This is a genomic window from Agrobacterium sp. MCAB5 (assembly GCF_052114365.1).
Taxonomy (GTDB): domain Bacteria; phylum Pseudomonadota; class Alphaproteobacteria; order Rhizobiales; family Rhizobiaceae; genus Agrobacterium; species Agrobacterium tumefaciens.
On record NZ_JBFREP010000018.1, the window covers coordinates 25370 to 45967 of the forward strand.

Annotated in this window: 15 protein-coding genes; 2 read left to right on the forward strand and 13 right to left on the reverse strand. The window is 56.6% G+C overall.

Annotated features, from left to right (window positions below):
• Positions 1–95: 95 nt before the first annotated feature.
• The 6 genes from AB4Z23_RS25860 to AB4Z23_RS25885 all read right to left on the reverse strand — a co-directional run bounded on the left by AB4Z23_RS25860 (position 96) and on the right by AB4Z23_RS25885 (position 9438).
• Complete coding sequence (locus tag AB4Z23_RS25860; protein ID WP_441361006.1) at positions 96–3263, reverse strand: UvrD-helicase domain-containing protein; 3168 nt, start codon at positions 3261–3263, stop codon at positions 96–98.
• A complete protein-coding gene (locus AB4Z23_RS25865; RefSeq protein ID WP_441361007.1) occupies positions 3260–5845 on the reverse strand; it encodes a RecB family exonuclease in 2586 nt (861 codons plus the stop codon). The genes AB4Z23_RS25860 and AB4Z23_RS25865 overlap by 4 nt, the downstream gene beginning before the upstream one ends.
• Before the next feature lie 422 nt (positions 5846–6267).
• Positions 6268–7002: a DUF6602 domain-containing protein gene (locus AB4Z23_RS25870; protein WP_441361008.1), complete on the reverse strand. Its 735-nt coding sequence runs from the start codon at positions 7000–7002 to the stop codon at positions 6268–6270.
• Positions 6999–7952, reverse strand: coding sequence for an AAA family ATPase (locus AB4Z23_RS25875; RefSeq protein WP_441361009.1), 954 nt, complete (start codon positions 7950–7952; stop codon positions 6999–7001). The genes AB4Z23_RS25870 and AB4Z23_RS25875 overlap by 4 nt, the downstream gene beginning before the upstream one ends.
• Entirely contained in the window at positions 7952–8464 is a 513-nt protein-coding gene (locus AB4Z23_RS25880; RefSeq protein ID WP_210349139.1) for an HORMA-1 domain-containing protein, read from the reverse strand. Before AB4Z23_RS25880 ends, AB4Z23_RS25875 begins: the two co-directional genes overlap by 1 nt.
• 8 nt (positions 8465–8472) lie before the next feature.
• Positions 8473–9438 (reverse strand): CBASS oligonucleotide cyclase, encoded by a 966-nt coding sequence (locus tag AB4Z23_RS25885; protein ID WP_441361010.1) that lies wholly within the window; start codon positions 9436–9438, stop codon positions 8473–8475.
• A 116-nt stretch (positions 9439–9554) separates the two neighbouring features.
• Here AB4Z23_RS25885 and AB4Z23_RS25890 point away from each other — a divergent pair, with 116 nt between their 5' ends.
• A complete protein-coding gene (locus AB4Z23_RS25890; RefSeq protein ID WP_441361011.1) occupies positions 9555–10448 on the forward strand; it encodes a helix-turn-helix transcriptional regulator in 894 nt (297 codons plus the stop codon).
• Positions 10449–10559: 111 nt separating this feature from the next.
• On the opposite strand, the gene AB4Z23_RS25895 is transcribed toward AB4Z23_RS25890, so the two are convergent.
• Together AB4Z23_RS25895 and AB4Z23_RS25900 are read right to left on the reverse strand one after the other, a co-directional pair.
• Positions 10560–11447: a hypothetical protein gene (locus AB4Z23_RS25895; RefSeq protein WP_441361012.1), complete on the reverse strand. Its 888-nt coding sequence runs from the start codon at positions 11445–11447 to the stop codon at positions 10560–10562.
• On the reverse strand, positions 11444–12715 hold the full coding sequence (locus tag AB4Z23_RS25900; RefSeq protein WP_441361013.1) for an AAA family ATPase: 1272 nt from the start codon (positions 12713–12715) through the stop codon (positions 11444–11446). Before AB4Z23_RS25900 ends, AB4Z23_RS25895 begins: the two co-directional genes overlap by 4 nt.
• A gap of 116 nt (positions 12716–12831) precedes the next feature.
• On the opposite strand from AB4Z23_RS25900, the gene AB4Z23_RS25905 reads away from it, so the two are divergent.
• Positions 12832–13935: a DUF2235 domain-containing protein gene (locus AB4Z23_RS25905; RefSeq protein ID WP_441361014.1), complete on the forward strand. Its 1104-nt coding sequence runs from the start codon at positions 12832–12834 to the stop codon at positions 13933–13935.
• 259 nt (positions 13936–14194) lie between these two features.
• Here AB4Z23_RS25905 and AB4Z23_RS25910 read toward each other — a convergent pair whose 3' ends face one another.
• The 5 genes from AB4Z23_RS25910 to AB4Z23_RS25930 form a co-directional block, all read right to left on the reverse strand.
• The gene (locus AB4Z23_RS25910; protein WP_441361015.1) at positions 14195–14518 is read right to left on the reverse strand and encodes a DCL family protein; all 324 of its coding nucleotides are present in this window, start codon (positions 14516–14518) and stop codon (positions 14195–14197) included.
• A gap of 84 nt (positions 14519–14602) precedes the next feature.
• Positions 14603–17239: a DEAD/DEAH box helicase gene (locus AB4Z23_RS25915; RefSeq protein WP_441361016.1), complete on the reverse strand. Its 2637-nt coding sequence runs from the start codon at positions 17237–17239 to the stop codon at positions 14603–14605.
• Positions 17236–18201, reverse strand: coding sequence for a HamA C-terminal domain-containing protein (locus AB4Z23_RS25920; RefSeq protein WP_441361017.1), 966 nt, complete (start codon positions 18199–18201; stop codon positions 17236–17238). The genes AB4Z23_RS25915 and AB4Z23_RS25920 overlap by 4 nt, the downstream gene beginning before the upstream one ends.
• 516 nt (positions 18202–18717) lie before the next feature.
• Entirely contained in the window at positions 18718–19122 is a 405-nt protein-coding gene (locus AB4Z23_RS25925) for a RidA family protein (protein ID WP_441361018.1), read from the reverse strand.
• A gap of 11 nt (positions 19123–19133) precedes the next feature.
• Entirely contained in the window at positions 19134–20567 is a 1434-nt protein-coding gene (locus AB4Z23_RS25930; protein ID WP_441361019.1) for an FAD-dependent oxidoreductase, read from the reverse strand.
• Positions 20568–20598 lie beyond the last annotated feature (31 nt).

The window sequence follows — 20598 nt, forward strand, 5'->3', positions numbered from 1 at the left end:
TTGCAAAGCTGGTCAAGTCCTCACCGGAGCCAAACCGCGTTGGTCAATCGTTGAGGGGCAGGCCAACGCCTAAGCCTTTTTAACTATAGCTGTCGCTACGGTAGCTCTATTTTTGTCATCACCGCTGCGATCGGTTGATGAATCCAATATTCGAAGCGGCTTTTGCCAGTTATCCTCTGAATTGCGCGGGCGTAGAGGCGGACCTGACCTGCGAATTCCCGCAACCGTTTTTCGTCGATTGCAACGGAGCCCGGGAAGCTCTTGTGATCGATGATCGCAAATCCGTCGCCAAGGTCGATCAGAAGATCGAGGCGACCGCTGACGATTTGGAGGCCATCCTCGGCATGGATAGGCCATTCCTTCAATCGAGTGGCGCTACCGAACCGTCGTGTGATGAAACTCTGCAATCGGTCCGAGATCGCGACGACGTCAGCGGCATTTAATTGTGGAACGCCCCAACGGGCAAGAGTGGCGGCAGCGCACTGCGTACGCTTTGTCCCGTCCGCGTCTGGATCGTCTGCGGCGAGAAACCGATGAACTGCTTCGCCCAGCATCTGAAGATCCGGGCTTCCCACTAAGGGGATGCGCTCGCCAATGGTTTCTGTGTCTGCAATCGTGACCTGCGCGTCGACCACGATGGCGTCGCTGGGCCGGATCCTGAGCGGGGAGTATGCGATGGGTGCCGCAGCCAGTCTCACATATTCCTGAGGCGGCTTGCTGGGTGATTGCGGCGTTGGCAGGGCTTCGGGAGAGGGGCGGCTAGTAAACCTTTCTACCCCCACGCTGATGGTATCTCCGGCATCCTTTACGAGCGGCACGCCTTCATCGCTTTGCAGTTCATCAAGCCAAGGCTGGGCACCGCCGGTACTCGTCAAAACCAGATAGTCGCGGGCGCGAGTGAGTCCGACATAGAGAAGGCGTGTCCGCTCCCGGCGCTCTTCTGCGAGCGCCGATATACCTTCAGGGCTCACTGGCGCCCACACGTCCAGACCAACGTCCTTCTGTTGCTCCCCGTATGGCCAAGGCCAGAACCGCAAGACGCGCGTTGCAAGAGGGGAACTCCAGTCCGGCGCGCCTTCGTTCTCGGCAACCATGCCGAACGGAGAACCCTTGGCCAATGCATCGAGCTCGGTCAATAAGACGATCGGCCATTCAAGACCTTTGGCCGCATGATAGGTCATGATGTTCACGGCATCTGGATGCCGGCTTTGCGGCTGGCGAGCGTCGTCGCGCGACATGATCCACGCGCAGGCGCCAGTTAAGGTTGACGCCTGTCGCTCAGCACGCTGTTCGTCCTGATAGGCCTCGACCAAGCCGCGGAGAGCTTCCAAGTTCTGAAGCCGCTGCTCGGCACTACCCCAACTGAGGAGCGTGTCAATGATTGTCGGCGCATGGAGTAGTGCATCAAAAACCTCCACTGGCGTGAGCTGAAGCGCTCGGTCGCGGATCTCGATCAGCGCGTCGACAAACGGAACCCGCGCGATCAGCCCGGCTTTTGCGTCGTTATCAAAAATAGCGGCGAACCAATCATTGTTGTCAGTCGCAAGCCTGGCAAGTTCGGCGAGTGCGAGTGTATCGCTACCGTCGGCGATCCATCGGAACGCGGCGAGCGCGAGTTCGATCTCGGGCTGAGCAAGGAGTCCCGATCGCTCCACCGCGACCCGGACGCCATGTTCTGTTAAAGCCAAAGCGAGCTCGCCGACCTGTTGATTTCCGCGACACAGGACCGCGATGTCGCCACCACGGGCTTTTCGCGGCCAGCCATCTTTTCCCGAGACGGGCCACTCAGCGGGTTTGGCAAGTAGACCGGCGATCTGGGCCGCTAGCATTGCGGTGCGGTCATCCTTTTTCTTGCCCGTCATTGGCCAGAATGACAGGCCAGGTGGTGTGTCCGTATTCTCGGTCCGCTCGCATCCGTCGAACCTGATTTCTTCATCCTTCATGCCGACCCGCGCCATATTTGGCGTGATCGCCGCGTTGACGAAGTCGGCAAGCTGTGGGCGGGTGCGGTAGGAGCGACGTAGATAGCCCGTGATGCCGCCTGTGGCTTGGGTGATGGCAGCGGAGGCGGCAATAGTTAGCGCGGGGTCGGCGTCGCGGAAGCCGTAGATCGATTGCTTGGGATCGCCGACCCACAGATTGCGTTTGGCGATTTGCGATAAGGCGGTGAAGATTGCGATTTGGATCGGGCTCGAATCCTGAAACTCGTCAACAAAGACCGCGCCGATTAGTTCGCGAAGGCGCTCCTCGTTTGCCGGATTGGTGATGATGTCCAGCGTAAGCATTTCCTGATCGACGAAGTCGAGGAGACCACGTTCGCGTTTATAATTGGCATACGCGCTGATGCATTTGGCTGCGCAATCGAAGATCAACGCGATATAACGCTCGATATCAGCCCTCAGGCCCGGATGTTTTGGATGGGCGGATGCAGCCGCGATCACATCCGCAAAGAGCGATGCATCCGTTTTGGTCGCTCCGAGTTTGGCGAGTTTCGCCCATTCAGGCCAAGATATCCGCTCTCCGCCATGCAGGGTGCGGACAGCCTTCTCAACAGTCGGGACATCCTTTGTTAGTGTCCCGCTTTTCAAGCTGGCCCGGTTCTTCTCGATATTGAACATACAGGCCTCAATAGCTGATGCGAGCGCAGCGTCTGTAGCCTCCGTTGTCTGACCGGATGTCTCGAGTGGCAGGAGCGCGATCAGGCCGGCGCTTGACCGGGCTGCACAATGGGTGAGGCGTTCTTTCGGAATACCGTTTGAACGCGCCAGATCAACTGCACGCCGAACGTCGTCCTGCCAGCCACGGATTGTTCGGCCATGTGCCGAATAGCTTCGTGCTTGAATACCAAAACGTTCCGCAATCTCTGAGATCGCAGGGCCACATTCCTCCATCACCAACCCGGATGCCCTTCCGAAAATCGAAGACTGTCGGTCCTCAGCTATGACCTCCGAGATTGGCGATCGTCCGAGCTCGAAAGCGAATTCCGAGATCAACGCGCCGCAAACTGAGTTCACCGTGCCTATCCGGGCAGACAGCATCGCGGAGGCAAGCTCTGGCCGACCCCTGTCGATCAATGTGGCTCGAATGCGACCTGCAAGTTCGGCAGCTGCTTTCTTAGTAAAAGTGGTCGCGAGAATCCTGTGCGGAGCTGTGCCAGCACAAACCTCCGTGACAATGTCCTGCACGAGCCGGTACGTTTTGCCGGTGCCAGCACTGGCAATCGTTGTGTCAACTCGGTTTTGTGACGTCGTATCTTCTGTCATGCGATAGCCCTAACCCGACAGAGCGTTGAATAGTCGCAACGCTCGCAGTGCACCTCACGCGCTATGGTAAGATCGCTTGGGAGCAAGTTCGCCACCCCTTCCACACCCGTTGCGAGAATCTGCCCGCCTTCGGTCACAGATCGCCAGCTCCTCCAGGCGGCGATGATCGCCGTCCAGGTATCCGGCAACGACCTGTTGCCCTGAACAAGGCGGCCAATAAGACCGCTCCCCTCCAGTGTCGCAAACTGGCGCTGGTTCAGAAGGAAGTAGCCGGCGCGATAGGGCTGATCTCCGGCAACGAGTGCTCCATAACTGGCCAACTGGACGGCGCCGCCATTGGCGAGTTCATCGACGCGTGTCCGATCGCTGCGGGTCCATTTGAGATCGACGATCACGGCTTGTCCCATTTGGTCACGGGTAATGAGATCAACTGCACCTCGCATGGAAAGCACGGCTTCAAATGTCCCGCTGACCTGTTGTTCCGTTGCCTCGACGGTTAGATGATTGTCAACCAGGCATCGTGCCAGGCTAGCCATCGCAGCTGGCAGCCGCCTGCGCGCGAAATTGAGCTCCTCGGCAAATTCTGGATGCCGTAGCGGGGCCGCGAGCTGATCAATCTTACTTTCAAGGAGTGAGGTTGTTTGTTGCGCGGCGGAAGTGGGATCGGGCGGGACACCAGGCACGAAGATATCGCGGGCGATAGCATGCGCGAGATTACCAAGAAGCTGATTTGCGTCGGGGATTGAGCGAACTCGACCTGCCCTAAGCCTTGCGACGTGTCGGAGGGCCCACATAAGCTGGCAGGATAACAGGCTTTCCAGCGAGGTTGCCGATTGAGTAGCTTCCGCTAGGCGCGTGTTGAAGTTTGCCGGGGTTGGCCAGGAAAATTTTGCTTGCGGGAGAAGCGCCGGGGCAATCGCATGCCTTCCAATCACCGTATCGCCGATACTGATCTCGGAAGCGCGCAGCGCTGTTTCAAGCTGGAGAACCGTGCCGACCTTATCGAGCGCCGGCTTCAGGCGGTGTGCCAGCGGATGTAAACTGTCTTCGGCATCGCTGTCGAGCCCGGCAGCGATCAGGAGAACGGAGCGGCGCGCGTTCAAGATAGCGCGCTCCCAAGCGGCGCTCGCTGCGCGTGCCCCCATCGCCATATCGTCGGCGGGACAGTCCGCGGACGCAAGTTCCTGTCTTTCGCGCTCGCTCCACGGTGAACGTAAGGACCCTTCCCGCGTAGCGCCAAAATTCCACCAGACCACCGTGGAAACAGGTGCCCAGATGGAGCCTGGATGCGGTACGCTCCGCCAGCTAGCTGCTTCTGCCCGCGCGTTCGGATTGGCTTCGCCGAGATCGAGGGCCTGGTCAATGATGCGTTCGACAAGAAGCCGGGGCAACCGGTCTCGACCCAGCGCCGCTAGCGCTGCCCGGACCTCACCTGCAAGGATGGAGGTCGCGGAGTACAGAAAATCATTGGTCATGGCGTATCTGCGTGAAGCCCAGACCGCAACCCGGTCACAGATCGCCAATGCCTGTTGGAGAGGGATGCCAAGAATTGGGTCGGCTGTCTGAGGTTCGGCCCATTCCCGCCAGCGTGAAAGCCGCCGTTTGGCAGCCTCAAGCTCGCCGGTCTCGCCCCGTGCCCTGAGACGTTCGTTCTGGTCAATCTTGGTCCAGGCTTCTTCCCATTCGATCCCTCCTCGGCCTGGAGCCTGTTCAAGCGCTGCGGCCAAATGCCAAGCCGCGCGCGGAGAGACGGGCGAATTGGGGAAAACCAGGAGCTCCATCAGCGCGCGCGGGTCAAATGGTGCCCAGACGATCTTGAAAGCAAGTAGCAGAAGTTGCAGCGATCCCCGATGGATCGAGGACCGGCTGCGGCCTGCGCGCGGCGCACCGGCGCCGGCCAGTCCATGGTCGAGAAGATCCGTGTCGCCGTCCTGTGAGACGAGCGCAATCGTGGTGTTCCCCGTCTGGTTGGCAAACCATTGCCCGACAATTTCGGCGGCGAGCGGCTTGCTGGCCGACGATGCCACCGTCACGCTACCGTCTGCCCCTTCCAACGTTCCGCTTGAGTTGAGCATCCATCGCTGTAGCTTTCCAAGCGACGTCTCTACCGGGGCCGCGGCGGTCGACTTGATCGACTCCATCACACAACCGAGATTGCTAAGTCGTTCAAGGAGACGGCGAAGTGGCGACGGACATAAATCGATTGGATCGATTAGTCTTATTCGGGTAAGCGGACGCATGCTGGATGCCGCCAGTTCGTTCATGATGGCGGCGATCCGATCGGACAGACCGGACGGCAGCTCGATGGCTGCCCGAGACGCGGCAGCGAGGTTGCTTAGCCGTGGCTCTCGCCAGGTCTGGTCATGCTGCCATCCAAACCCGATCAGTTCGTCGCGCCATCCAAGTAGTGTTTGCGCGGTAGACCACGGATCCATTTGAAGGGACGAGGTCCAGAAGTAGTCTCCATCGAGGCTCTCTAAGGTCGCTTGGAACGATGCGATTCTGACGACCTGCGGCTTACGCGGACCCCCGATGCCCAGTATCGTCTCCAGCGTATCGACCAGACCGGCCGGTCCAAGCACAGGTTGTCCCATAGAGCCGCCGCCATCACCACCATGATCCGGGACGGAGCCAGCGTCAGCCCAAAGTCCAAATACGATGTCCATGAAATTCGTTCCCCCAGAGGCAACATGTCATATTAAGCGATGGTATTTCAATAGAATACAATCAAAGGTCGTCGCTTTTTAGCCAATCTGGATCCGTCCAGGTCCGAAGTTTAGATTATCCCTAGAACGAGCGTGGCAGCTTACCCCCAAGACATCGGACACCAGACTTACGCCACCCAGCAATGAGAGCACGCTCCCTTCTAGCCGCAATGCCGGAGCCGTGAAAAATCAGCGCATCTTCTGCAAATTTATCGCCCTTAGGTCTAATCGTTGAAGTCTTTCCTCTCCAAGTAAAAATGGGTGACCGAAGTGCCAGATGATGTCTATTGGCTACGGCCTTAGGTAGGTAAATCAACATCAAGCCAACGCGCATATGCCCGGATGTCAATCATAGGAACTGTGGCTTTTTCCTGCAGTCGAGCAATCAGCTCAAAGAGGAATGCAGTTGCGGGCTTTCGCATAGGGGTGAGCATGTCGGCCCCTTCCAGATCGCGAGCAAAGATGCCGTGCGCTGCCACGCAGCCTAGATCGAGCCGGTCAGCTTCGCTGCCGTCAGTCAGCGCACTGGAGAGCGCTTCGCCGAGTCCGGGTGACCAGTCGCTCTCCAGCGTCAACAAACCTCCGATAATATTCTGCAGCGGCTTGGCTGGGTATGTGCCACCCGCATGAGGAATAGGAAGGCTCGTGCGATGCAGAGATCGGACACTCGCAACTTTCTTGCGGGCATATGCGACTTGTTCTGCATTGATAGATTGCTTGGCCTCAAAGACCGCATACACGCTCTCCGCGGGAATGACGGTTTGCCCCTGAAAAGAGAAGATAAAGGGCGAATATTGGCGATCGAAGACGACCACGTCGATTTGGTCGCTGAATGCTCCGGTGCTGTCGACGACATGGGCAGATGCTGCCTGATAACGCATAGGCAGATAAGTTTGCATCATCTCAAGCCAGACAGCTTCACTGGCGTCGCCCTTCGTTCCTGGATGGCCGAAAGCCTTTCGGGCACGCCCTAGTCGCTCCTGAATGTCGTCATGCAGCTCTGAAAGGAGCGTTTGGATAGACCAAGTGCTCATCGGGTAACCTCTGTTGCTACGACCTCATCGCGAAAAGCTGGCGTCGGCTGCATCGCCTTTGCGATCTGCAGTGCGCGTCCTCCCTCAACCGGCTTGTGCGGGTAAGCATCAAGCGCGATTGCCGGCAGGAGGCGTTGGGTTAGGTCTGAAAACGTGAAACCGGGAGCATCTCCCGTTGCCCCAGTCGCCGACACCAGCATCTGCAACTGGCTTGCGGTGATTCCAAGCGGGCCGAGACGAAGCGAAAGGATGTGCTGTCGCTGCTCGTTGCTCGGACGAGCAAAAGCTAATATGTCCGCAGCTCGGCGACGTACCGCAGGATCGAGGGCATTGAGGCGATTCGTACACATGATCACCGCTGCAGGAAGCCGAAGATTCGCAAGGCGGTCGATACCCCGGATGAATGCGTTGACGCCAGCGCGATCCTCATGGTGCATCTGCGAGGATTCACGTGACTGTGCAAGGGCGTCGGCTTCGTCGACTAGAAGGATGATGCCGCCTTTGGCTTTTCGATCTCCCCTGAGCTTGCTTGCCGCCTGAACCGTGTGCTCGAATGCCGCGGAAAGCAGCTGTGTCATTTCACCGACACGGCCCTGGCCGCGTGTGGCCAGACTGAGTGGAAACAAGGTGATCTCAATGTCTTCCTGGCGCGCTACCGCGTCTCCGATAGTCTCGGCGAGCTCGGTCTTGCCCGAGCCCACGTCCCCTGCGAGGACAACAAGTGGCGGGCGACGTAAGATGACATCAAGCAAGGCACGCGCTTCAGCTGCATGAAAACGGGCAGCCCACTTTTCGAGCCCCTGCGGATTGACCATGAGGCCAAGGATTTTGGCCAGGCGAGATTTTTGGTCATCGAGACCGACTAGTCGCGCGAGCCGCTCCTGAGGCTCGAAATCAGGGTAAGTTTGACGTCGCTCAAAAAGCTCGTCCAGTCCGGGCATGTTTTGCATCAGTAGCTCCTTACGCATGAGCGATCGAGTGCCCGACCGCCAGCAGAATAGGTGTGATCGGAGGCGAGATATCCATTTACCGGCGGCTCAGTTCCGGTGGAGCGCTGAAAGGGAAGCGAGCTTTTAAAGGCATCGCGATCCCCTTGAGGCAGAGCAAAAAACGCGTCGGTGTAATTCATGAAGCTGGTGAATGAGGCGTTTGATACATCTTTCCCGGGGCGAATCTTGCCGGGATCATCATCATTCGCCATTCCGTTAGCGAGATCGCGCGCCGTGTACTTAAGCGTCGGTTCAATCCATGAACCGTCGCGCTTGAAACCATAGGTGACAGACGACAGATAGCCCGCCTTCATCATAGCGACGGCTTCAGCCTCATAGTCGGCAATGGTCTGGTCAGTTGGCTTACCGTAGAGGCGTTGAATGCGTTTTAGGTCCGTCGCGATCTTAGCCGCCATATGACGAGCATGGGTAACGGTGAATGTCGCACTTTCTGTGTAACTATAGCTGGACATCACCGCCCTCAAAACTGAAACGTGGAACCAAAGACCTTCTGCCAGTAGCCGAGGGTCAGTTGCTTGTTAGGAGCCGCTAACGCGGCGTCGATTGCATCGCCTGCGTCCAGTGCGGCATCCACGATGTCTTCCATGTTGCCGCTGGTATAGAGTCGCGAAACGTTATTTAGTGCGTTCACGGGATCGATAATCCGCATAGGTTCGGGAAATGAACCGATGGTGGAGAGCGGATAGTAGTCAGAAAAGGCGATCCGATCTTTAAGGCCGCTCGTCGCGATGTAGGTGAAGAAGTGCTGCAGCGCTTCGGGATAGTCGGACAAATCAAGACCGTCATCGCAAAGCTTGGCCAGGATCAGCTCGATCATGAACGACTTGAAACGGAAACCATCGCGCTCCTGCTTTTGGCGGCGAGCCCAGAATTTGACGAGTCTGACGACCTGGGCAAAATGCTTCTCCTGAGCTTTCTTGCGCTTACCTGCGAATTCGAGGTGAAGGGGAATACTGGTCTTCAGGAATGATCCGTCATCTTGGCTCACAAGGTTTCCGAACCACTGTGCATCCCCATCATAAAGAATAGGCACAACATCGACGTCTAACCCGGACCCTCGAAAGGAGACGGTTACGGAGTAGGTCTGGGGGGTTACCTGGTCGGCCGTGAAGTTCGGGAATGCCTTGCGCAACCGCTCCGCAAGATATGTGAGCAAGGTGCTGACTGACTGCGGCGCATCAGCGCCGCTGATGTAACAAGCCACGTCAATGTCATTCAGCGATCGCAGGGCAGTACCCTTTGCCAAGCTTCCTGAGAGCATCATCTTGCGAAGAGTAAAATCGGGATGTTCGTCGAGATAGGATTCGAGCTTTTCGCGCAACCGTCGCGCTTGTGCTCGATACTCATGCGCTTTGTCCTGAGGAAGGTTCACACGATCCTCCGCGAAACTCAAGATCTCCCGATGCCCCACATGCTCACGGCTCATGAATTCTCTCCAACAACCACGTGTTTGTTGACTTCGCAGCCAAGATGCGAGACTCCTAGGAAACCCGCTAAAAACTATATGGGTATAAAAATGATACCCGTCAAGGAATTATATGCATGACTGATGAAAAACGTCCGTGGATGCAAAATCGCCGTTTCGAGTTCATCGAATGGAAGCTTTTTTGGGAAGGTGCACTCAACAGAAGTGACCTTGAAGAGACGTTTGAAATTTCCACCCCACAAACATCTATCGACCTTAGGCGCTACAGAGAACTCGCCGGTGACAACATCGAATACGATGCAACTGATAAGACCTTCAAACCCACGAAAGGGATGAAACCGTCATTCCTAAAGATCTCGGCTGATCGGCTGTTGCTCCAATTGCGTGCTTTGCTGACGGGTGCGCTTCCCCGGAAAGAGATATGGTTTCGTGAGATGCCGCCGATGGATATGGCGCCCGATATTGTGAGGAATGTGGATCCAGAATGCCTTCGACTGGTTCTTGAGGCGATCCGGCTAAAGCGTTCGGTCGAGGTGCGCTACCAATCCCTGACAAACTCGCGTGTTCGTGAAATTGCCCCCCACGCTCTGGCGTTCGATGGCTATCGCTGGCACGTTCGAGCGTGGGCGTGTGATCGTGATGATTTTCGCGATTTTGTTTTAACGCGTATCGATGACATCAAACCCGGCTCTTTGGCAAACTATGATCCGGAAGACGATGTGGAGTGGACGACTGTCGTAACCCTTGATCTTCGGCCACATCCTGGCCTTACTGAGGAGCAGGCTCTCGCTATTCAGCGAGACTATTCCATGAGCGACGGCATGCGAAAAATCGACGTGCGATTGTCGATGGCATACTATTTTATCATGCGGATGAACCTAGACCTGGAGGACCTCCCTCCTGCACGCGCTCAACTTTCCCTGCACAATATCAGCGATATTCGGAAGAGTATTGCTGAAGCAAAGTCAGAGTCAAAACGTAGGATAATTGCGCGCCAAAACAAGGATTAAACGATAAGTTTCAAGTTTTTCTCGCGGCATGAAAACCGTGATGAAGGAGCGAGGTTTCGATGGTAGTTAGGTGATCTGCTCCTGAAGACCGCTTAGCATTTCAATTGCCTTTTAAAGATCGGGAGGCCCGGAGCTATCACCACCAAGAGCGTATGCCCTGCATTTTTCGTAAATCTGCCGGGCAAGCTCTTTGTCCGTAGCCCATGACCGCTTGAATGCCCGCAAGCAATTGGAATGCGGTAAGACGGGCGAATCCATGCGCGCTATTACCAGTTGATCTTGATCCGTCGCTTCTCCTTCAGCATCTGCCATGAGGGCGCTACCGCACATTGCGATCATCCGGGCCCTTTCCCGATGCAATTGCTCGCGCCCATTCAAATCGAAAAAGTCGATAATCGTCTGCCCACGTCGCTTCTTAAATTCATCTGATGCAGTTGGAACCGCCGTTGTGGCAACAAACGTCATCAACGTCTCAGGATCATCGTCAAGGTCGCCAAATGGGTAGCAGAGATAAGGTTGCTCATTTGAAAGATCATCGACAGTCGCTAAAATGCTCCCCCGGTCGCCTGCTATGGGGAAATAATTGAGTTTGAGCGACGTATTGCAAACCTTGCACGACGCCGCATAGTTTTCCAATTCATAGGCAAGCCAGTAGTACCCAGTCGCATATGGGGCGCCGGTTCCAAAGTTGTATTTCAGCTTTGAATGACGCACTGGATCTGGCCAAGTCACCACTGATGACTTCGGGCGAAAATGCTCAACGTCGAACTCGATCGTACCGTAGTCTGGGTTCTCGAATTGCCGCTCGCAGAAAACACATTTATTCTTTTGCAGCCTCATAAAAGTGGGCTTTATCTTGCTCCAAACGGATGTCTTCTCGGCGAAAGAACCGAGCTTAACGATAATTTTCGTGCGTTTTTCGGCCTTGTTGAACCATCTCGGATCCACGGCGCGAATGTCGGCTTCGACAACAGTTCTATCGAAGTCGTACCTGATCATTTGGCGCCATTCCGTTTAGTCGGTGTCGCTGGTGCCGAATCTGAGGGCACCGTCAGTTGGTCCAGATATGTAAGCGCCGCTGATGCGTCACCCTTCGCTGCTTTCTCGAACAAGGTCTCCGCCTGGCGATTGAAAGACTCTGGTCGTGTCGACTGAAGACCGAAATACGAGGAGAGCAGAAGCTGTTCAGCGCCAAGCCCATATACCCGCTCTAAGAGCTGCTTGATGGTGGCCGTGCCGTCCTCTGCGACGTCGGTGACAAATACGTTTTCGCGACGAACCGTACTGGCTACGAGCGGGCTGTGTGATGTGAATACAAACTGGATCTTTGGAAAAGCACCCGCAAGTGCCGGCACAACGCTGCGTTGCCATTCCGGATGCAGGTGAAGATCGATTTCATCAACAAGCACAATACCGGGCAACTCGGCAATACTACGCCCGTCTGTCGCAACATCGGCCATGTGACCAATGAGGTCACACACCCACCCCACGAATGCTTTGTATCCGTCCGATAGTGCAGAGAAGGGCGTTGGAACGCCCTCAAACTCAAACAAATATTGCTCTTCTTCATCGTCCCGCGCTCCAGAAAATCTTATGTTGGAGGGCAGAACTTTATTGATATGAGATAAAACGAGTTCGTATTGTTTAGGATCCTTCGATAGTAAACGAGGCAGCCACGCCTGCATCGGGCGCAGCGCTACATGATCTTCAAACAAACCCGCGATCCGCTGATATCTAAGCGCACGGGATCGTTGCGCACTGCTTGGTGAAAATTCACCGTTTTCCACCCGGCGCGTCGCACCATAGCCGACGACAAAATAGGCCGGTGAGTAATCGTCAAACAAAATCTCGGAAATTGGAGAGTCGGGTGTGCTTTCCAGATGCAGCCGATCGAGATTGCCGCGGCCCCTCGTCTGGATTCGCGCGATGAGCTCGAGCTTCTTCCTTCGAGAGACATTGGGGAGGATTTCATTTTTTTCCGGCATTCCTTCCACCTTGAGGAATGCTTTTTCGACCTGAGTGTCGCCTGGCTTTACACGCCGCACAAGACGATAGGGCACAAAACCAGAGTCAAGAAGCGCGGGCGCCAGAACCGCGATGGCGAGGGCACGAAGTACCGAGGATTTGCCACCGCCATTGTCACCGAGAATGAGATTGACGTTTCCGAGCTCAGATACCCCTTCACCCGACCGGCCGGGATACTGCAGGCGCAGCTCTGCTTTTCTGAAGCATTTGAAATCGTAAATATGAAGGGACTTTGCGTACAACTCTTCACCCTCATATGGTGCGGCTCGAAAAGTGCAAACGCACCGATAAATTGAAGTCCGATACTACCCAGTTTTGCTGCTTTCGGCTAGCCTATTGGGAAAACTAGGGGCTGAGTATGGGAAAGAACATAGTCGTGCTGTTCGACGGCACTGGCAATGAAATCGCAACTGATGAAACGAACATTCTTCATCTAGCTCGCGCCATCCTAAACGACGGCGAGAAGCAGATTTTTTTTTACGATCCAGGGGTTGGAACACAGGGGGCACCATCTGCCGATTTCATGAGTCGTCAGGAATTAATCAAGTTGCTAGGTCTGGGCATCGGGCTCGGCGTCTATGACAAAATTGGTTCTGCTTATAGATTTCTGATGAAGACGTTTGAGCCAGGCGACAAACTCTTTTTCTTCGGTTTTAGTCGGGGTGCTTACATCGCTCGGGCGCTTGCCGGTATGGTGGGCAAGCTTGGCATTATGGAGAGCGGCCGGGACAACCTCGTCCCCTATGCCGTCAAGCTCTACGCAGATCCGCGCAACCTGGAGCTTGCTAGGCGATTCAGCGACACGTTCTGCAAACGGGAAGCCGACATAGAATTCCTTGGCCTTTTCGATACCGTAAAGTCGGTCTTCCGTTTTGAGCCAGGGGTGCCACAATTCACGTCTGTCGTGCTGCCTCGAACCTACAGCAATCCTGCTGTTCGCAAGGTCCGCCACGCGTTGGCGATTGACGAAAAGCGGCGCTTTTTCAGAACTAATCTGTGGAACGTAGAGAATGGCAGCAGTCGGACAATTGACGTTAAGCAGGTGTGGTTTGCCGGTGTTCACAGTGACGTTGGCGGTGGCTATCCGAAAGCGGAGTCAGGCCTCTCACTGATCGCCCTGGAATGGATGGTGAAGGAGGCGGCCCACGCGGGACTGCTTCTGAATTCAGACCAACCACAATCCCAAGCGATCTCAATCAGTCACTATATAGGCCCTTTCGATGGACCAAATTGGCAGGTTCACAAGTCACTTGGGGGATGGTGGAAGCTCGCGGAATGGTTCCCCAAGATCGCAAAGCGAGGGCCATTGGGGAAAACGCAAACCCGTCCATATCTGCCGCGCGGGGAGAGACGGTACATCCCTGAAGGATCGACGATACATAAAAGTGTCATCGATAGACGCGATGCGGGAATAGGCTATAATCCTCCTAACCTGCCACAAAAGTTCAATGTTGAACCCTAGAATCTTCCGAAGAATTCTAGGTGAGGACAACTGATATCGACGTAAGGTGAACTGCTGCACGTGGGGCACAGAAAGGACTATGTAGTCTACATAGTGACCGATGCTTTGGAGAAGAAACCCACTGCGCACATCTTCCGCTTCGACGCAAAGCGCAGCAAGAAGGCTAAAGCTGGAGTTTGGGTGACGGACGCGTTTTGAAATTGCAGTCGCTTACGGCCGCCCGTATCAGTTGCTGACCCGTTATGCCCTGCGCCGCCCATCAGTCGTATGGTTTTGCCTCGAGGCAGTGGCCGATCGAAAAGTCGATTTTGCTGCCATCGCTTCTGACTATCCAAAAGCATCTCTTTGAAAATTGTGGGACGTCTTTTGGCGGGGTGTCTACCTCAAAGCCCGCAATGCCAGTTCCAACTTTCTCTTCAAGCTCATCGTGGCGATCAAGTAGTGCAGACAAATCAGCTGCGTCTTCGGCGCTGACTCGTTCGCCGATTTCATAGCGCTTTAGTATGCCTGTGAAGAACACCGTGGCGTCTCCAACCTTATCAAACGATCGCGTAGCGATCGTAATCCGCCGTGCCTTACCCATAGCCGACCTCCTTTCCCGTGAGAGTAGCACACTTGTTGTCCGAACCTACACGCCGCCCAGTCAGTTTTCATCAGGGGTCGACCGCTAAACATTTTGTTCCGGCGGGCGAACTGAGGGGGGCTCGCCTAGCAACTTCTCGCGCAACTCCCGCACAATGATGGAAGGGATCCCGGCACCTTCCAGAGCGTCCGCGTTGGCACGCATCCAGTCGCGACACCCATCCTGGTCCAAGTCGTCCATCGCGACCACCTCGTATAACGCGACGGCGCTCATCCTCGAAAGGCCTAGCTCCATCAACGATAGCAGTGTCGTGGTCGAGATGCCGAACTCTAGAGCCAGTCCGATGTCGAAACTGTCCCGCAGAAGATCGGCTCGTCCGGCTCCATTCAAGTGGACCTTCAAGACATCCATGTAAGCGGCGATGTACTTCGGAGCGGCAAACCGTGCAGTCTGCTCGACCATCTCCATCGTCTGGCGGCAAATCTTCGGGACGTTGACAGCCTTTGCGTTCCGTCGAAGGTTCTCGATACGTGCCTTGATCATACGGGCAAGCGACCAACCCTGAAGCCACCGCTGAACGGTCACCGCATGACCGTAAATCAGCTCATCCGGCTTGAAAGCCGGGTAGAGGTGATCGTTGATTGCTTTCATGATCAACATCATGGAAGCGATAGCCTCGTCGTCCTCGGTGGCCGCCAGGATCAAATCCTCGGGTTCGCCGGGATGCCGGTCGAAAAACTCGAGAAGGGATTGCATTCCGATTGCACTGACGCCCGGATGCCGTGCGACCAGTGCCGGAGGCAATCGAATAGCCTCACACAGCTTAGCGAGCACTACCTCCAGTTCCGCAACAAATTTCGGATCATGTCGCTTTGCGAATGCGGCGTCGGAGATGGAGCCGGAACGCAGAAATGTCGAAATGAGATACGAAGAGACCTGTTCGAGCTTGGAGTCGCGGCCTACCTCCTCCATGGACAGGCTCGGACGCTCTCTCAAAAAGCCGAGAATCTCTTCCGGCGCCTCCATCACCGCATCTGTCTCGCGCTTGATTTCGTAACGCGCGCGCTTGGGCACCCCTATCGGCCACGCTTGTTCGTCGTGCGGATCGATGCAAACGATCTTGCCCTGGAACTCGTCACCCCATCGACCCGCACGACCGGCCAAATTCCAGAAGTCATGAGCCAACATGTGCCTGCCGCTTCCCTTCCTTGGGCCGCGGAGCACGATCATTCGGCACGAGAGATTGACGCCCTCGATGAGGGTCGATGTGCACACCAGGAAGCGGATCTTACCGGACTTGAAAAGCCGCTCGATCTCCGAACGCAATAAGGACGGCATGTTGCCGTAGTGAAATGCGACACCGCGCTCAACGAGCGGCGCGAGCAGGTAGTCTTGATGCACCCCCTTTCGCGAAAGATCGGCGAGGGCCGCCAACTCCGGGTCGACAGCGCCCCTACGCGAACCTTGGTTCAGCAAAAAGGCGATCTTCTCCGCCTCGTCTGCACCGTTGGCGTAAATCAGGGTGCCTGACCGCTGACCTGTCAGAGCCTCGGCAATGAACGCCACCCTCTTCCGAAGACCGATCGGACGGTCCGGCAGGTTCAGGATGCCGACGTCGTCAAGGTCGTCGCCGCGCCGGACCGCCAGTTCGTACTTGGTCGTTTGGCGCTTGACCTGTCGGGCGAACAGAACGTTCTGCAACACCGTTGGGGCATCGCTTTCGACAACGCGGCGGTCGGCGGACGCCGGAGCATCTTCCAGCAAGGTCTGCGGGTTCTGCGTCGCAGGACTGATGAAGACTGCCCGAACCTTCGGGCTGGCCCGCGCTACGCGCTCGATCGCGTCCTGCAAGATCACGCCTCGTTTGGTGTCACCGATCTTATGGGCTTCGTCGACCACCATGAGGTCTATTTCCATCTCGTCGGTCAGCGCATTGGCAAAGAGGTGTAGTCGCTCTTGGGTGAAGACAGCGATCAGCGGGGGACCGCCGTCCCGCATAGCCAAATACTCGTCGGTCAGTGGCAGCGAGCTGACCCGTATTTTGTCCGCGCCGATTCCTGCGCTTGCCAACATGCTGCGGAGGTTCGTTTCGGTTTCGCTCACAAGCGCTCGTGTCGGAGCGAGGTATACCACCATTCGGGCTCGCGTCGCCCGCACCTGGTCCAACAGCCACTGCAGCACCAGATATGTCTTCCCGCATGCGGTCGGTGCCGAGGCTGACACCCAGCTCCCATCGTCACCCGCACCGGTCCAGAAGGACCGCTGGAAGGCGTTGACCTCCATGAGCTCCCCGTTTGTCTCAAGTACCACGGAGTTCTTGAGGCGGTTTCGCGTCAATTCCAGCCGGGCACTGACACCTAGGCGTGCATCTAGACCTGAGGCGACCTCATTCCGCCGCTGCGCAAGCACAACCGCCAATTTGTTCGACAGCTGCTCGAACAGCAATGCCGCCGCATCTCGCGTCGGACCTCGCTCCGCCAACGTCATTGCGGAAGTCGCGATCAAAAGCGCTGCTTCGCACGGACGCCGATTGTCCGAGCGGGCCAGGATGCTTCCGGCGAGCAGCAGCCGTTTCCAATCTATGGCGGTCAACGTCTTGCCGATGGGCTCCACCGGCTCCACGTTTTCGAGCTCCTGGAGCGCATTGACCCGCGACAACAGGCCAAGATCGGCGGCCACACCTTCGGCCAGTAGCCAGTCTATGAGCTCCTCCTCGCTCACTTGGCCAATCCTAAAGATGCCAGCACGGCCGTGCGGAACGCCTCAGCGTCAGGAAGCGGCAGACAGAGGAATTCTATCTGGCAATCGGTCAGCTTTTCGATGGCAAGCCGGTTCCCGACATTTTTGGACCACTTGTTTAGCGCCTCCCTCGACGCGTCCACGATGTCGTTCGCGCCACATTTCCCGCCAGCGGCGGGATAATCATCGCTGTCGAAGCCGACCAGCGCGACCGCGCGATATCGCTTCCTCTTCACGAGTGGGTCCGTCTGGTCGAAGAACCGGCGCAACGAAGCGTTGAGTTCGGGTTTTCCGAGATCGGCTCGCTCACTGAGCAGCACGAGATCACGTTCGCGGCTTGCCGCTTCCCCCTCTTCCTCGTCGAGAAACGGTTTCAACGAGCTAAGGCATTCGCGGATCGCCTTGGTCGCATCCGAATGGATCTTCGACTCGCCCCAGTACATATTAAGCACGCCATCCTCGTCGACGTTTGCATATACGCCATCGGCGCCATGGTAATGCACTTGTGCACTGGTCTTGAGCGACATCTTGCAAAGAATCTGCGGAAGGCCTAGGAAACGCTCGGCAAGCAGGTAAAGAAGAAGCTCGCCTCCCTCGCCGGACGTTTTCAGATCGGTAAACGTACCAACCGCGCGATGATAGAGTTCAATCGTGGCTGCGAAGCCACCTTCTCGATCGTCCCTCTCCTTCGCGCGCTGACGGGCCTCATGCGGGATTGCATAGTCGATAACCGCCGTTCGGATGAACTCCGCCAGCCGCGCGACGCTCACGCGACCGTTGGCGTCAACCTTGAGGCAATGGCAGTGGATGCGAACCTTACAGCCCGCGATCTCGACATTACGCTCCACCAAGTCGAGGTGAACCTCGAGAGTGTTGGGCTTTGACTCGATCGCCTGCTTAAAGTCTGCTAAGGACAGCGGTGACAATGCTTTCGTTTCGATCAAGCCTATTCCTCTGTTCAACAAGTGTTTAGCGTTACTATTACGTGCGAATAGCCCCGATAACTAGCCTTCTCAACATCAGGAATGCCGAATCTGGGCAACAATCCAGTTCAACTGTAACGATTATTGGACAGACGAATAAGATCCATCAAGGCAATCTGCCGCGCAGTCACGAGCTATGGTTTAGCGCCAGTATGAATTTAAGCTCGTCGGCATTTGGCGGCAAGAGCAGGCACCGCTCAAGCCCTAGGTGATACTTAGGGTGGGTGGCACGCCGAACGTTTGCTTTCCTTTATTCGGTGCCAAAAGCGGCCCAATCGCTGACGGCTCCATTCGAGCCATTTGGGAGCTAAGTGTCGCCCAACTCAACGAAAAAAATGTTCCAAATCTAGTTAACTGCAGGGTAGCAGGTTCGATTCCTTTCAAGGCGTGATGGTCGCATCATCTGCCCGGCGTTCATGGAATGAGACGCAGGCGTCCGGCGTCCCGGACGCTCCGCGTCTCAGAATGCCTTATGCGTTATGGCAGGGCGACCAGAACCTCTATCTCGACAAGCCATTGAGGCCTGGCAAGTGCTTCAACGCCGATCCAGGTACTTGCGCAGACCGGCCAATTGTCGCCGAATACGTCAGCACCCGCGCCGAAGATTACCGGGACAAGGTCTGGAGTATGCCGGACCACGTAGATCTTCATTTGCAGGATGTCTTTAGGATCCGCCTTTATGGCCACGAGGGAGTCGAGGACATTGCCGAAGCATTGCCTCGCCTGAGCCGCGTGATTGTCGCCACCAACGAGTTGACCTGACCTGTCGATGGCGACCTGGCCCGAGATGGCGGCAAGACGCGCGCCGGGCGGGCTGATCGCAATTTGTGCAATCAAGTGCGAGAAGGCATCGGTCAAGGACGAGGGGTTCAGAGTTTCCATTGATGCTCTCCTTATTCCTGATCGACAGCGGCGACATAACCGTCGGGCCTGACCAGCAATGCCCGAACGCCGCGAAGGGCGGCATGGTCGGAAGGGCCCGCCATCAGGGATTTGACATTGCCGGATCGCAACCATGCCGGGCCGGCAACCGATGCGCCTGGTTTGAAGGAAATGTGAAGCCACCGACCTTCGACCAGAAGGCTGTACAGCGACATCGGTCCGCCGTCTCTACCGACAAGTTCGATGTCGGGAACGCGTACCCCTGCCGCCAACTGCCCGGCAGTAAGGGCCGCCTTCGCATCGGCGCCATAGGCGACGTCGAAACCGGAAAGCTCACCGGCAAGACGATGATTGACTGCCGGAATTTTCAGGAGCTCGTTCAGCGTCTCGCGCAAGGCAAGGGTCGCCGGATCGAACCGGGTGACCAGCCCGACCTGCGCCAGGGTATTGGTGTAGAGGATTTGTCCTATCGGACGCCGTTCCTCGTCATAGGTATCAAGCAGTTTGTCGGGCGCCGCGCCCTTCACGACCGCGGCCAGTTTCCAGCCGAGATTCAAGGCGTCCTGCAGTCCGACATTCATGCCCTGTCCGCCCATGGGAGCGTGGATATGGGCTGCATCACCGGCGAGCAGGATGCGGCCCTTGCGATAGGYTCCGGCAAGACGCGTCTCATCGGYGAAACGCGAAAGCCAGATCGGGTCGCGAGGCTGGTAGTCCTCGCCGATAATGCGTGCGGTCGGTCCCGCTACCTCTTCCAGAGTGACCGGTTCGGTGCGTGGCACATGGGTTCGTCGGGGATCCACGAGCACGATGCGGTGGTGCTCGCCATCACCGAGAGGCGCGATCATCACCGAACCATGTTCATTGGTGACCGACACGACGGGTTTCGTCGGTGGTGAGGCAAGAACCACGTCTGCAAGCATAAGCGAATTTCGGGCTTCTGTTCCTTGATATGAGATGCCAGCCTGTTCCCGCACGATGCTGCGAGCGCCATCCGCTCCCACCACATATGAGCCCGAAAACTCTCCGGCGTCGGTCGAGATGTGCACCCGCCTTCCGTGGTCCAGAATTCCGGTTGCTGTCACGCCCCGCACGATGACGACACCGAGTTCAATCGCACGTTCTTCCAGACGCTCCTCGGTCACGGCCTGCGGAATAAACAGCGTGTAAGGGAAGCGGGTGTCGAAGGCCGAGAAATCCAGCCGCGTATCGAGGACCGCGTAGTGGCCGGTCGGGATCGGTTTGCCGGTGCTGAGGAAGCGATCGACGAGACCTCGCAGGGCAAATACTTCCAGCGAACGTCCATGGATGGTGAGCGCACGCGACTGTGCCGTCTGCTCCGTTCGTCGCTCGAGAACGGCGACATCCACACCGGCAAGCTTCAGTTCGCATGCCAGCCACAGTCCCACAGGCCCGGCGCCGACAACAATAACATCATAGTTCATGAGGAGTGCTCCAATCTAACGTTGTTAGATT